Genomic DNA, 13,135 nt, shown 5'->3' with positions numbered 1-13,135 from the left:
AATGGTATGCCGCTTCAGTGGCGAATGACAACCATTGGTTGTCAAAATCCAACTGGATGGTGTCTACACAGGCCCAAGAGGCTCGGTTGAATTTTTGCAAGGAATTATCCAATGTCGATCCCGTTTCAAGTCATAAATTACTTTCTCCAAATACCAGTTTGCAGACTGACCAGGATTGATCTGTTGTTGGTGCTTGAGCAATCTGATAGCAACAAAACCGTTACCAGAAAGCAAGTTCGCCACTTGGTAAGTAAGCGGGAATGCTAAAAGCGAACAAGTCGGGGAACCGCAAGGGCGCAATGGCTCCCCAACCTACGCAAATTTATTTTTCTGGTTTAACCCAAGCGCATTGAGACTAATTCGTAATTAAGCTTTGGCGAAAAACCTTTTTTTGTATAATCCCAGCAATCCAACTACGCTAAGACCAAGTAATGCTGATGGATCGGGTACAGAAGTTTTTTGTGCTGTAAAGCCAGTTTCGTAAGAAGTCGTTATACCTCCAGATGATATTGAGTAGCTGGCTTCAATTGCTTGTACTAGCCCTTGTGTACCGATGGGAATAGAAAAAGTGCCATCCGCATTTTTTGCTACTTCTTGCCCAAGGTATTCTACAGTAACTGAATCGCTGACTGGTTTGCCTTGAGCCAGAATTTGAACTAATAAACTGCCTGACAAATCCTCAGCAAAAGGGTTTTGTAAAGGTAAGATTTCCAAGGGTAGATCGAAAGATTGTGCTAAGGCATCTGACCAGTTATACAAAGCTTTAGTGTACTTGAGCAAATGCCTAACATTTTGGTAGTTCCCAACTTCCGAGGCTGTAATATCGTAATAAGCATCATCACCTACTTCTGCAACATAGCCATTATCCAATGATGCTGTGATTGCGGCTACTTCTTTATCAGCAGTTAGATATAACTGGTCTGATGTTTGATTAATGCTAAAAGGAATTGTTTGTTTGTTTATATCGTAAACTTCTGCTCCTGTGAATTTTGTCACATCATAGAATTGTGGGCCTTCTTCGGGATGCCCAAATAACAAATTGTATTGAGCATTTTCTTTCTCAAACCAAATAACGTGAGCGGAAGCCGATTGAATAAAGCATGGCAGAATAGCTGCCGCTATGAGCAGACCCGGAATTTTTTTGAGCAGCATTTAATTCTCCTGAAAGTTGTATTTGGTCTTAATACTTAATTACGTAATCAGAAAACCAGTTTTTTTAATACTGAACAATCCCCCCGCCAGGGATAAAATTTAAATATTTATATTTTCTTAAGTTTTCCTAAATATTCAGAATAAATTAGAAATTATTTATTTGGAGAATAACTATCTTTAGATAGAGATTAAGGTTAAAAGAATAAATATTAAATGTATTTTTTCAACTATAAAATTTAGTAAGTTATCAGGGAATCCAAGACATTTTGCCGAAAGTTTGTCTCTTCTGGGATGATCGCTGTAGGCAATATTTCCAGTACTTATACAGAGGTATAGATAATTGGTAAAGTATAAATGAATGCTGGTAAAAGATGATTATAGTAAATTTATATACTCTATTGATGTGAATAACTCAGTAGAGTATTTTTGTGAGATAGGTTCAAGTTGTTTGGGTAGATACTGGTCAAAGGGTAGTACTATTCGGGTGATCGCCCAATCATCTGTTGCCCGACGGCAGCAATACTGAAATATTAGGTATAACTAATAACTTTAAGAAACCTGATTAAAGAGAGCAACGTCTATAAAGGTAAGCATTCAATTCATTATGAAACCTTTGTTCAAATCAACTTTTAATTTTTTGGGTTCATTAACTGCCAAAAGGGGAGCAGGTACTACTGCGATTATGTTGTTATGCGCTTTCATGACTAAACCAGTAGTTGCTCAAGTGCCAAACTTTACCGATGTTGACGCTGATGTTTATGCCCAAGAGATTCAAGAGGCTGTTCAGAAAGGGCTTATTGCAGGCTTTACTTCTAATAATACCTTTCGTCCCACGTTAGACTTAACGCGTGAACAGATGATATCGATGGTAATAAACGCGCTCAGTAAGCTACCTGTAAGTAGGGCGACTGTGCCACACGACCCACCGCCAGCAGCAGGAAACTTATTGAAAGTCACCAACAAGCCTTTTCGGGATGTAAACGCAACCCGTTGGAGTGCTGCAATGATTGAGTGGGCAAAATTTAACGGGATTATGCAAGGCTATTCTGATGGCACTTTTCGACCTACTCAAACAGTAACCCGTGCTGAGTTGATGGCGGTATTGCGTAAAGCCGTTCAATATGCGGATGAGGGCGGAGGGATTTCAGGCATGATAAACTTGCAGCAGCCAATAGCGTTCAGTGATATATCTAATCATTGGGCGAAAAAAACAATTACAGAGATGTCTGTCTACTGCGGTGTTGCAACTCCCCTCAACGAAGCTGGAAATGCCTTTTCTCCCAATCTTGGGACACGGCGTAATTATGCCGCAGCAGCTACATTACGCTTGCTCAACTGTCTTAGGAAGTAAGTTTAACTCTGCGTTGTTTATGTGTCCAAAGCAGGAGTAAGCGATCCCCTTTATGCTTAGGCGAAAGCTTATCGCCCGTCACCAATGGTGATTAACAATCTCCTTCCATAGCCGTGCGATCGCTACCTTGGGGTAATGGTGCATTCATGTTTAACCAAGTTTTAATAACCATTGGTTTACAGGCATACAAATGATGGGGTTGTATTGGGCTTGGTTTATTAAGTTATAGCAGTTTGATAGCACCATTCAGTCCGCTAGTTTGGGAGCATTTCACATCTCGAACTTTCTAATTGATTAGATGGGTGGAGAGCCTATGAACGACATTTACCAGCACAACGTCATGAGATAGTTAAACAGAAGATTCAACGAATTGAACAGAAGCACTTGAGATTAAGAACAAGAATCAAACAGCTAGCTCGGAAGACAATTTGCTTTTCTAAAACAGAGGAGATCTACGGCATAGTTATAGGTTTATTCATCAACCGCTATGAGTTTGGTTTACTAGTTTAAGGACATAGCAACCGATCTAGAACATTGCCAATTTATCTTTATGGGTGCAGTCATTAGCAATATTGCCCCTCTACAAAGAGCAAATCTCTTTTATCTTACATTTTATTCTAGCCGCCTACTTAGCTGAGAACCACCCAAGCGTAGCTAATGACTCCTAAAATTGCTATACCAACAATTGCTTCTCCTTGCTCATTCAAAAAATGGTAAAAGCTATTCAAAACGTAGTTTAATGCTGCCTGGCGACTTTTACCTAATTCAGTCATCAGCAATTTAACCCTCGCATCTACCTCTTCAATAGAGACTTCACCTTTTTGGTAAGCAACTTCTAACTCATTTAACTTGCACCAGTATTCTTTGGTATCTTCCACAAGGTTAGGAAACATAATTGAAGATATATTTAACAATATTAACTTTCATTACGATTCTATCTTGCCAGCTAAAGCAGATGGTTCTGTCGATTTGGTGATATTTTCTCGAAGATCAAGGGTTGAGCTATATAAGTTGAGCTATATAAATAGACGCAACAAGCGTAGAGGATATTATTGTTTCCCAAGGTTTCCGTCTGCTGTAGGCTAGGGCATCGTTAGGATTAATCTTGATGGCTTGATTATAATCAGTGATTCGTTGTAAGGATTCAGTACCAGAACTATCATAATTATCAGTTTCTACAGTAATAGCTTTGTACAAAAGTAAACTACCTACTGTCCAAGCGTAATGAATGCCCACGAAGAGGATTTTGGCACGGTAACATGAGGTATAGATTGTCATCGCACCCGCTCCAAGTCATGGTCAGTTACCCGTGCGATAGAATCTGCTGAGGTAAAAGTAAAAACCTCGTCACCTTTTTCAGATAGCCCTGGTGAAAGCCATTCGATGCTGTAGAACCAGCAATCGTTAATCAGTTGAATCCCCTGCACAATACGAACCGATGGCCCATCACCATGAAACCGAAACTCGACCAATTCACCTAATCGAAACACAGGCTTTTCTTTAGTAACCGGTTGTAAGTTGCCTGTGCCAATAAGTTCACTACCCCAAACAGTAATATTGTCATTACCAGTAGCAATCTCGTATTTCCAACCCTGTGGTGACCACTCGACACCAGTGCAGTAGCCGAAAGCTTTGGCAGATTTAACATAGACTCGCTCTAACAGACTGACCAGTAACGGTGGGATTTGCTGACCCCACGGCAAAGAAATGTACCAGCACTGTTCTAAGTTTTGAACAAGGTTAGTCATACAGTCACTCCGAATAATTTGCTCTGTGCAGATATAAATAGTTGTGTTGCAAAACTGGGAGGCACGGAATAGCCGATAGTGCGATTCGTTGATTAGTGAATCACGGTAATCAGTCCGTAAATAACTAATCCAGCTTGACAGCAGATTACTGTTACTAAAAGGCTGAACTCTCGGTCAGATGTAGGTGAAAGCCCTACCATTCAGACTCAGAATTGACTCCTTATCTGCCCACACCGAACAAGCTCGATTCTTGTAGAGTAAAGCTGGGAACAGGGCGCAATCAGACGACCGTTGCGGGTTGACACTGGCGCTAACAGGAAATTCCTATGGCGAAACCGGGTCTAGAAAAGCAACTTATATTCGAGCAGGGCGCAACACAAAACCCCTGACTTCACTAGAGAATCAATTCCCGCCGTATCATTATCGGAATAACGGCAAGAGTCAAGGGAATCTAGTAGTTGAATTGACCACGCCTAAGGGAACTATCAATCTCACCGAGGGAACGAATAAAAACGAGTTGTGGGTCTAGGGGCTTTTCGTTCCCCAAGTAGCCCAGACGAGAGGAGGAATCCCCACAATTCGGGTAGGACGAACCGTAATTGGTTCGAGGTGTTCAGAATACACAAACTCCAGAAGAGAAAATGATTAGACACAGTGTAAAAACTAGTGAATCTTGGAAAGCCTTACCGTGGAAGAAATTCCGCCGAAATCTTTTCCGCCTTCACTCATCGCGTGTACAAAGCTGTTCAAGTTGGAGACAAACGGAAAGCTAGGTTACTCCAAAAGCTTATTCTAAAATCAACCTCGGCTCGATTTCTTGCAATTAGACTTGTATCTCAGCTAAATGCTGGTAAGAAGACGGCGGGTATTGATGGTAAAAAATCCCTCTCATTCGAGGAACGCTTCAACCTTGAAGAACTACTAAGAGTGAATAGCGGAAATTGGAAACATCAAGGACTAAGAGAAATCCCCATCCCCAAGAAGGACGGGACAACCAGAAGGCTTAAAATACCAACCATCGCGGATAGAGCTTGGCAATGCCTCGCAAAATATGCACTCGAACCAGCTTGCGCGTTGCCACTTTCCACGCCAGGAGTTACGGGTTCAGAACTGGGCGCTCTGCCCACGATGCACAAAAGTACATCTTTAGTAACCTCCGCTCCAATAGCAATGGAATAGAAAAACGAGTTATAGAACTCGATATCGAGAAGTGCTTCGATAGGATTAACCACTCGGCAATAATGAACGAACTCATTGCCCCTTTTGGCTTAAAGTTCATCGATGAGGAACGGGTTCACCTGCATCACATCGATGGAAATCACGCCAACTGGAAGAAGAATAATCTTGAAGCAACTCATGAGAGTTGTCACGATTATACCCACATGGGCAAAAGCGCAAGCTGAGAACATCGGGAGCCGTGTACACGGAAACGGGTACGCACGGATCTAACTGAGAGGTGCGGGAGATAATACTCCCCATCGACTCAACCATTGACCCCGCCGTAGCAGCTTCCGGCGGGAATTCGTACCAGCTAGGGAAACCCTGTAAAATGGCTGCACCTTGGATAGATAAAGACTTGACCGTACCATCCGGCAACCAGATATCAGCGAACTTGCTACGGTTACAACCGAATGGCACTAAGAAAAGCTGAAACACTTGCAGTTTAAGCAGTTTGCAATTGTTTGCGTAACTCATGCCGGGGTTTGGTTATCAAGGGGTAAATTTTGGGGCGACGTTTACGAACTCGTGGTTCACTACGACCTGGGCGTTCTGGAACAGCCTTGTGAGCAATAACTTTTAGCAAAGTGCGATAAATTTGGTGGCGTTTTTGAGAAGTTGCTGCTAATAATTTGGGAATAAAGTTAATTAAATGGTGGCGAGTACCTTGTAGTGATAGGCGATTTGGAGGAGTATTGTAAGTAGTCCCAGCCGACCACATTAAGCTCCGAATTAAATTGTAAGCCAGTAAATAAATATGAATTTCTTTGCGGATCATTGAAGGAGTTTTACATCGTAAAATATCCATACCCAGAGTAGTTTTTACATATCTCAAATCCAATTCAACATCCCAACGTTTACCGTAAAGTCCAACAATTTCGAGAGTAGAATAAGTTACTTTATCTAAAAGAGTAGTAATTAAGCTGACTTGTTGAGTGCGAAAACCAGGAATAACAATGTGATAGTAGATTTCTCGCACAGTAATGGAAGGAGGTAAAGCATCAAACTCATCCTTACTCAATCCTTTTGGACAAGTTTTAGGTTTGTACCAGGTAACCAATTTGTCGCAATCGCAAATAATTTTACCTTTTCGCATAGTGGTTGTGCGAGATTGATGTTTACGGAATACGGCATCACAACCAAGCTTTTTGATAGTAAAGATATCGCGTAAGCGCAAAAAGCTCTATCTCCTAAAAGCACATCATTTGGTTTGAGAAAGCTGTACATTTTTCTCGCCAACTTAATATCATGAGTGTTCAGAACATCGATACATAAGGCAACAGCGGCTCCCGTTACCAAACTGAATATCACACCAATCTTGGCAATTGGGAACCCACATCCTGATCTTTGAGTGCTAGGTTGAGGATATTCTTTCTGGTTCTCTATAGTGTCAGGCATAGATACTGTCGAGCCGTCTATCACTAAAACATTTCGACCACACCATAAATGTTCTTGGGTTACTTTTTCTTCCAGTTTCTGTGCTGAATAATTAAAAAGTTTCTCTAACAATTTTTCTGGTAATCTTGCCCGTGCTTGGCAGTAAGCACTCGTATCTGTTGTTCGCGGAGCGTCTCGAAGAGAGGGAACTTCTACTTCTGACTCCGCCAAATGTGCAATTATTTTACTCACGGCATTATGGCAAGTTTTGTCATTGTCCAGAACCTGAGATAAAAATGCCCATAAAGTTATTATCGGATCAAATAACCGCTTTTTATATTTGATTTTTAGCTCCGAGATGGCAAGTCTTATTACCGATTCTGGTAACAATTCCTTAAACGGTAGTCCTAAACTCTGGCTAAATTTATCCTTGAGGATTTGTACTCTTAGTGTCACAGTGGTATTTATGATGTTGCCTTATTCGTCTCAAAAAAGTATTTCATGGACGAGTAAGCTTTTTCTACCTTCAAGAACTTTTTGGGCAAACGTACATCATCTTCCTATCCGCGATCGCCTGACTCATGCCATTACTGCGGGAGTGAGCATTAAACCTGTAGCCCTTATTCTGCATAGCTTAGAGCTTTTCTTAGTGCCATTCCGCTTTAGGTCTTTGCTCTTGATTTGGTGATATCTACCAGAACTTCGAGATGTACGTATCCAACCCTTTTTTATCCAACTCCAGACAGTGCTTGAATTGAGTTGCAGAACTCTGGCGATTTCGCAACAGTTGTAATTATCAAGAACGGGACGTGCGGAGTATCCTAAACAGCGTAATCTCTTTTGAATAGCTGATGTTGAGCGTGTGTATCCTCTGATTTTGAGGCGATGTGCTATCTGTTTAACAGTGTAGAGACAAGCCATTTCTTCAACGGTTGCTACTTCTTCATCAGTCCATTTGCGATTCATTTTTTACCTCCAATGTTTATGCAGATTTAGTATCAGAATTTTCTGAGATAATTTGAGCGGAGATAGATTCAAAGTCCACTTGACAAAGATTCAAATCAATCAGCATCTCAACACTGTTATAGAGGTCTGTAATGTGCTGCTTGATTGCCAACTCTGACAGTCCATCAGGAATATTTAGGTGCGCTTCACTCGTGATTTTATCGACTACTGTAACGATGACTCTCATGGTTTAATTCCTATCTAGTTAATTGATAAATCAGGAATCAGAATTATTCTGGATTCTGAATCCTGACTACTGAATTCTGATTTACACTGCCCCAATCTTTGCTGTTTTTAACTGTTGCATCCATGCGCCAATAGCAGTCAGTTCATCAGCACCACTGGCAACAGCATCAACAACTTGGTTTTGATATAAAGATTCAGCTTCATTGGGATATTCACACTTGTCTGCTGCCCAAGCTAAACACATGGTTTTGATTAGTTCATTAATCTGGCTAATATCAAGTAAACTTGGGCGATCAACGTTTTGGAATTCCAACCACTCTTTAAGCAAATCAAGTGGATAATTAAGCAAAATACGAATATTTTTAACTCGCAAATCTTGAGTCGGTACTGGTTGAGGAACTACGCTAAGTTTTGGTGTGGATGAAATGGTTGAGGAATTGCCACCTAAAACAGATTGAATATCACAAATGATAGTTGCCCAATCCAAATCTCTACTCCATTCCCTGTAAATCTTGGTTTTAGTTGCAGCATCATAAAGATTGCAGAAAACTGTATTCTCGTCGCCAGCATTAGCAACAATAATCAGTGCCTAAGAAAAATCTTGGATTAATGATGCAGCAAGAAGAAAGCTTTTAGCGAAGTTAGTTTCAATACCAGTTCTTATGATGTAAAGTTCATCAGCACTGATAACAATATCCAGCTTCAGATTGTCTTTGCCTTTAAACTCTTTAGTCGTCAATCGGAGTTCTGACAAATAGCCAGTTAATGCCCTTTGAGTAACTGGGATTTTCTTATCTTGGCTGATATTGAACTTGTACCAAACGAATGATTCCCCGTCTACTTCCCCCTGATTTACATACAAATAGATGGGTTCGGGAGGATTGCATAAACCTAGTTTGATTTCAGTAACCATGTTCACCTCGATTAAAGTTTAATCAATTGATGTTCTGTGTGCAATAATGGAAATTCTGTAGCGGGAGAAGAACTTCCGTGCGTTCATCTAAAGTAATGACATTCCTTTAGATGAACGCTTCTCTACTAATCAGAAGGTTGTTGATTCCGCTCTAACTCCCATTGCAGATACGTGAGCGCAGTCTGAGCATCAGCGATATTTAAATCAGGTTGATATCCTTTCTCCAGCAGTTCTTTGTATTGGGAATGTGCAGCAATTTCACATATCAGAGCTTGGGCTTGTTCAAGTAAATAATACAGATTTGGGTTAGATATTTCTATGCCAAGCCGTGAACATAAATCTTTTGCCTTTACACCGAATGTTCCTGGCTCAATCTCTGTAGCCAATTCTTCAAGCAGAGATTGAAAATTTGGGTGTTCATCGTTGATTTCAACCTCAATAAAATCTGTATTCTGTGTAACTACAGTTGCCCAATCGGGTAAAGTTTGTGCAATGGTCTTGGCGTAAAGTTTCATGCTTATCTCCTGATTGTTTAGTCAGCTAAAAATCCTCGGCAATCTCCAACAAAAAACCGCATCCAGTGTTTTGCACTTGTACCCGTTTTTTATCAAGCAAATATTGAATAATGGTTTCTGAGAACTGAATGCGGTGCAAAGGAATAGAACCACCAGAGCGACTTAGAGAGTGCAGTAATCTAGCAGAAGTACGTTCCACATATTTGTCAGCCGTCTTAGCCATTACTTGCACCTCCAGTAATGGCTGCTAACTGTTGTTGCCGGATTGCTATTTGCTGTTGGTAAAAGTCAATCTCTGCTGTTATTTGCGTGAACAATTCCTCTGGAGAGAGCGGCTGAATTTGATTCTCTTGCAAGTACGATATCTCGTCAGAGTTTTTATTAGGCATCAGCACATAACGCCATCCTTCATCAAATTGTTCAGCTAGTTCTGTGCCAGAAGGATAGCAATAAAGTCCGAGAATTAAGCCCTGGTGTCTTCGCTGGTTAAAGGCAAAGCAAGGGTAGCCCCAATGTTGAGGGATTGAGATTGTGGGTTGCATAGATGTGATTAGTGGTTATTGTTGGATTAGGGCGATCGCTCCCGTCGTAGATGAAAGTGCGATCGCCCTTGTGTGTGATTACGCTGCGACTAACTCCAAGTGCGGCTCATATTCCCGTAACCGTTCCCAGTCCTTAGAGGTCAGTTCGTCAACTGGGTGGTCTAACAATTGCTCACATTCGGTTGCTTCAGCAGAGAGCAGATGCTGTAGTTCCTCAGTCTGACATCTTGCACCATTCTCAACAAGACCTGAAAAACCGGGTTTATCAACGAAGAATCAAGGTTTCCAGGTTACAGCAATCGCAAGAAACCCGGTTTTCGGCGCTGGTGCAAGATATGAGTAAAGAGAAGCGGCATGAGTGCGGCAATAACCGATATCAGCAAATCATCTCTTAGTCTCAAAAATACTTATATTGTTACTTTGACCTTTGATGATGATTCACTACCAAATCACTTAAAAACACAACAACTAACTGTTTATGACGAATTGCTTGAAGGTTGTGAAATAATCACATTTTAAAAAATTAAAATTGGCAACAGCAGAGCGCACATTCGCCGCGATAAGTTGAAATTAATCAAAATACTAACTTGCTGGCTGATATAATCCCGTATTTTGGTTAAATTCCCATCCCAACCCTGCTCTATCTTTACCCTTACACCATGCTACAAAAAGCGGTGGGGGGAGTTTAATTCGCTCCTTGCGTACAGTTTCCTCACTTACACCAAGTCTTGAAGCCAAACCTTCTTCAGTTAACGGTTGCATTCGCGGACTTTGCCCAGGATAGGATGAATTGTTGTAGTACGATTTTTGGCCCCGCTTTTGTTGGTTGTTGAGATAGTTTTGAATTTTAATAATCGCCTCAGCCAATTGTGTCATTCGGGCACACATCCCCTCCACTTTGTGTTCTAAATTGGCGAGATTATCAATTGCTGTAGTTTGATTGCTATCAAATTCACTTAAAAACTCTGACTCGAGCTTATCAAGTCTTTCGCAAATAGCTTTTATCGTTTCATTGGTTTGACTGCTGTTAATATTGTTACTAGCAACTAAGTACTTCTCTACACTTGCCTTAATCTTTGAGTCTAGGCGTTCGTCTAAATCGTTACCACCTATTGCATCAACCTTATCTTGGGAATCGCCTAAGTAGAGTTCGATAAATTCGAGCAGCGTGGCTGTTGCTGTTGTGCCTTTCGAGTTGCAACAGACGATAAACTGTTCCCACTTCCTTTGGTCACAGTTGAAAGATGCTAATTTTTTTTTACGCCCTGTATTGCTCATGTTCACGTATCATCTAGGTAAGATTGGACTGTCCACGCTTATTAAATCGTGTAATTCGTCATGATAAATTACCTTGATAGTATCATCGCCAAATGTGTCAGCGCATTCTTCAAGCGATGGCTTTTATGAAGAGATGCTACTGCCAACGGCAAGCAAGGCGATTGCAAATAAATATAGATATCACCCCGTAGCAATTCCAGCATCAACCATCTTCGCCAGACACTAGGTATTAAATATTTTCAGTGATTATGCTAATTACTGAAAATACCCATACTGCTCATCTGCATAATTGCTCGGTTCCATTTCTTCTAGTTCACGACCCCTTCTCCTGTAAAGACGCACTCGCGTTCGGGGTAGAGAATAGGGAACAGGTAACAGTAGGATTGAAGCTTAAAGAAAAATTGCCTGTTCCCTTCTAACAGAGAAACCCCTTGGATTTGAAGCCCCCTTCTTTAGGACGAGCGTTTAGGTATAGTTCTAAATCCCCGGACAAAACCTTTTGTTGCCTATTCCCTATTCCCTTCTAAAAAATTTTAAATAGTCAATCCGCCAGTTAAATTCAGCACTCGCCGTTGCAAATCTTTTTCTTAATTCCCCACACCCAAAAATAGCACCTCCCTCTACTACAAGTTAGCCGTGTATAAACGGCAATACTCGGAGGAAATACCCGGCTCTCAATCCGCAAGGGATAGCCAGTAGTAGTATTGGTTATATCACCCTTCTGCGTATTATGAGTGTACTATACGCAAAAAATGAGAATTTTTCAGTTGTGAAACAGTGAGTTGAAATGACCATTTGGGAGGACAATAAAAATCAGACACTATAAAACCAGACGAAACTACTATTGTGTCTGATTATTAAGGGAGTAATAAAAATGACGCTCTCTCTTGTCCACCTAACAGCACATAGAAAGGCGATCGCTTCTTTGCCAGTAGCGCAGGCGGAGGCGAAGTTGATTGCGCTGTGGTTGGAGGGAAAAGCAGAATCATCCATCATCTCTTACCGACGCTACATTAGGCGATTTCTGGAATTTTTGGACAAACCTCTCAAAAAAGTGACTTATGAAGACTTGGTAGAATACGCTGCTGACTTTGGGGACAATGCTGAAAGTACAAAGCGGATATATATTGCCGCAGCTAAAAGCTTGATTAGTTTCGCTCATAAAATTGGATATCTCCCTTTTAATGTGGGTATGGCGCTAAAACTCGGTGAACTGCCGGATGTAATCAACGAACGCTATTTAGACGAAGCTGATATTAAATTGTTGGTAAGAGCAGCTTCTAAGCATTTAACTGATGCTAAAACTCCTAAGCGGCAGTACACAGCCCTACGTAATTTGTTAATTATCAAACTCCTGTATCAGGCAGGGTTACGGGCAGGTGAAATCTGTGAACTGACTTGGGGAGATTTGACACCCCGTGGCGACAGTGGTCAGGTGTATGTTCGTAAAGCCAAGGGCAGCAAAAATCGTACAATTCTGATCAAGCCAAAGCTTTGGGCGGAATTAATGGAGTTCAAAGCTTCGGCTCACGCCAATCAAGCAGTGTTTCCAAGTCAAAAGGGGGGACATTTAGACCGTCAAAACTTGCACCCGATTGTCAAAGCAATCGCACTCGAAGCCGGATTAAGCGAACTGGTTTCGGCTCACTGGTTACGTCATGCCCACGGTTCTCACGCGATTGAGCGCGGGACTAATCCGGTACTGGTGAAAGAAACTTTGGGTCATGCCAATTTAGCCATCACCGATCGCTATCTCAAAGCTAGACCTAATGACAGTAGCGCTTTAAATTTGATGGATCTTTGACATTTCGCATAACTTGTGAAAATGCATCACAAATTGGAACCAGTGG

The 13,135-nt window shown here is 41.3% G+C and carries 18 protein-coding genes and 1 pseudogene; 4 read left to right on the top strand and 15 right to left on the bottom strand.

Going from position 1 to position 13,135, the window contains the following annotated elements:
- Positions 1 to 366: 366 nt before the first annotated feature.
- Positions 367 to 1,152 (bottom strand): DUF4198 domain-containing protein, encoded by a 786-nt coding sequence (locus H6G26_RS28445; protein WP_190733481.1) that lies wholly within the window; start codon positions 1,150 to 1,152, stop codon positions 367 to 369.
- A gap of 700 nt (positions 1,153 to 1,852) precedes the next feature.
- On the opposite strand from H6G26_RS28445, the gene H6G26_RS28440 reads away from it, so the two are divergent.
- Positions 1,853 to 2,503, top strand: coding sequence for an S-layer homology domain-containing protein (locus H6G26_RS28440; protein ID WP_206757562.1), 651 nt, complete (start codon positions 1,853 to 1,855; stop codon positions 2,501 to 2,503).
- Positions 2,504 to 3,132: 629 nt separating this feature from the next.
- On the opposite strand, the gene H6G26_RS28430 is transcribed toward H6G26_RS28440, so the two are convergent.
- The 3 genes from H6G26_RS28430 to H6G26_RS28420 form a co-directional block, all read right to left on the bottom strand.
- The gene (locus tag H6G26_RS28430) at positions 3,133 to 3,396 is read right to left on the bottom strand and encodes a hypothetical protein (protein WP_190733477.1); all 264 of its coding nucleotides are present in this window, start codon (positions 3,394 to 3,396) and stop codon (positions 3,133 to 3,135) included.
- 109 nt (positions 3,397 to 3,505) lie between these two features.
- Positions 3,506 to 3,781 (bottom strand): hypothetical protein, encoded by a 276-nt coding sequence (locus H6G26_RS28425; RefSeq protein ID WP_190733475.1) that lies wholly within the window; start codon positions 3,779 to 3,781, stop codon positions 3,506 to 3,508.
- Positions 3,778 to 4,251: a DUF1392 family protein gene (locus H6G26_RS28420; protein ID WP_190733473.1), complete on the bottom strand. Its 474-nt coding sequence runs from the start codon at positions 4,249 to 4,251 to the stop codon at positions 3,778 to 3,780. The genes H6G26_RS28425 and H6G26_RS28420 overlap by 4 nt, the downstream gene beginning before the upstream one ends.
- A gap of 641 nt (positions 4,252 to 4,892) precedes the next feature.
- Between H6G26_RS28420 and H6G26_RS28415 the strand changes: the two are divergent.
- Positions 4,893 to 5,525 (top strand): annotated as a pseudogene (locus H6G26_RS28415) (reverse transcriptase N-terminal domain-containing protein); the annotation flags it as partial.
- A gap of 1 nt (position 5,526) precedes the next feature.
- Here the strand turns inward: H6G26_RS28415 and H6G26_RS42945 are convergent.
- From H6G26_RS42945 to H6G26_RS28375, 10 genes are all read right to left on the bottom strand, one after another.
- The gene (locus tag H6G26_RS42945) at positions 5,527 to 5,946 is read right to left on the bottom strand and encodes a hypothetical protein (RefSeq protein ID WP_242053925.1); all 420 of its coding nucleotides are present in this window, start codon (positions 5,944 to 5,946) and stop codon (positions 5,527 to 5,529) included.
- Positions 5,915 to 6,565 (bottom strand): transposase, encoded by a 651-nt coding sequence (locus H6G26_RS41860; RefSeq protein WP_199327120.1) that lies wholly within the window; start codon positions 6,563 to 6,565, stop codon positions 5,915 to 5,917. The genes H6G26_RS42945 and H6G26_RS41860 overlap by 32 nt, the downstream gene beginning before the upstream one ends.
- Positions 6,487 to 7,302: an IS4 family transposase gene (locus tag H6G26_RS42940; RefSeq protein ID WP_347242511.1), complete on the bottom strand. Its 816-nt coding sequence runs from the start codon at positions 7,300 to 7,302 to the stop codon at positions 6,487 to 6,489. Before H6G26_RS42940 ends, H6G26_RS41860 begins: the two co-directional genes overlap by 79 nt.
- 123 nt (positions 7,303 to 7,425) lie before the next feature.
- Complete coding sequence (locus H6G26_RS28400) at positions 7,426 to 7,812, bottom strand: hypothetical protein (protein WP_190733470.1); 387 nt, start codon at positions 7,810 to 7,812, stop codon at positions 7,426 to 7,428.
- Positions 7,813 to 7,828: 16 nt separating this feature from the next.
- Positions 7,829 to 8,038 carry a hypothetical protein gene (locus H6G26_RS28395; RefSeq protein WP_190733468.1) on the bottom strand — a complete coding sequence of 70 codons (210 nt, stop codon included), beginning with the start codon at positions 8,036 to 8,038 and terminating at the stop codon, positions 7,829 to 7,831.
- Between the two features lie 81 nt (positions 8,039 to 8,119).
- On the bottom strand, positions 8,120 to 8,524 hold the full coding sequence (locus H6G26_RS42935) for a hypothetical protein (RefSeq protein ID WP_242053923.1): 405 nt from the start codon (positions 8,522 to 8,524) through the stop codon (positions 8,120 to 8,122).
- 102 nt (positions 8,525 to 8,626) lie between these two features.
- Entirely contained in the window at positions 8,627 to 8,950 is a 324-nt protein-coding gene (locus H6G26_RS42930) for a hypothetical protein (RefSeq protein ID WP_242053922.1), read from the bottom strand.
- Between the two features lie 125 nt (positions 8,951 to 9,075).
- The gene (locus H6G26_RS41850; protein WP_199327125.1) at positions 9,076 to 9,465 is read right to left on the bottom strand and encodes a hypothetical protein; all 390 of its coding nucleotides are present in this window, start codon (positions 9,463 to 9,465) and stop codon (positions 9,076 to 9,078) included.
- 25 nt (positions 9,466 to 9,490) lie between these two features.
- Complete coding sequence (locus H6G26_RS28380) at positions 9,491 to 9,688, bottom strand: hypothetical protein (RefSeq protein ID WP_190733467.1); 198 nt, start codon at positions 9,686 to 9,688, stop codon at positions 9,491 to 9,493.
- Complete coding sequence (locus tag H6G26_RS28375) at positions 9,681 to 10,007, bottom strand: hypothetical protein (protein ID WP_190733465.1); 327 nt, start codon at positions 10,005 to 10,007, stop codon at positions 9,681 to 9,683. The genes H6G26_RS28380 and H6G26_RS28375 overlap by 8 nt, the downstream gene beginning before the upstream one ends.
- A gap of 182 nt (positions 10,008 to 10,189) precedes the next feature.
- Here H6G26_RS28375 and H6G26_RS28370 point away from each other — a divergent pair, with 182 nt between their 5' ends.
- Complete coding sequence (locus tag H6G26_RS28370) at positions 10,190 to 10,402, top strand: hypothetical protein (RefSeq protein WP_190733463.1); 213 nt, start codon at positions 10,190 to 10,192, stop codon at positions 10,400 to 10,402.
- 187 nt (positions 10,403 to 10,589) lie between these two features.
- Here the strand turns inward: H6G26_RS28370 and H6G26_RS28365 are convergent, their stop codons facing one another.
- Positions 10,590 to 11,285 (bottom strand): hypothetical protein, encoded by a 696-nt coding sequence (locus tag H6G26_RS28365; protein WP_190733461.1) that lies wholly within the window; start codon positions 11,283 to 11,285, stop codon positions 10,590 to 10,592.
- An 874-nt stretch (positions 11,286 to 12,159) separates the two neighbouring features.
- Between H6G26_RS28365 and H6G26_RS28360 the strand changes: the two genes are divergently transcribed.
- Positions 12,160 to 13,089 (top strand): tyrosine-type recombinase/integrase, encoded by a 930-nt coding sequence (locus tag H6G26_RS28360; RefSeq protein WP_190733459.1) that lies wholly within the window; start codon positions 12,160 to 12,162, stop codon positions 13,087 to 13,089.
- The last annotated feature ends 46 nt before the right edge of the window (positions 13,090 to 13,135 follow it).

The sequence above is a fragment of the Nostoc sp. FACHB-888 genome (genome assembly GCF_014696655.1).
GTDB lineage: Bacteria > Cyanobacteriota > Cyanobacteriia > Cyanobacteriales > Nostocaceae > Nostoc.
This window is presented reverse-complemented; position numbering and strand designations above follow the sequence as displayed.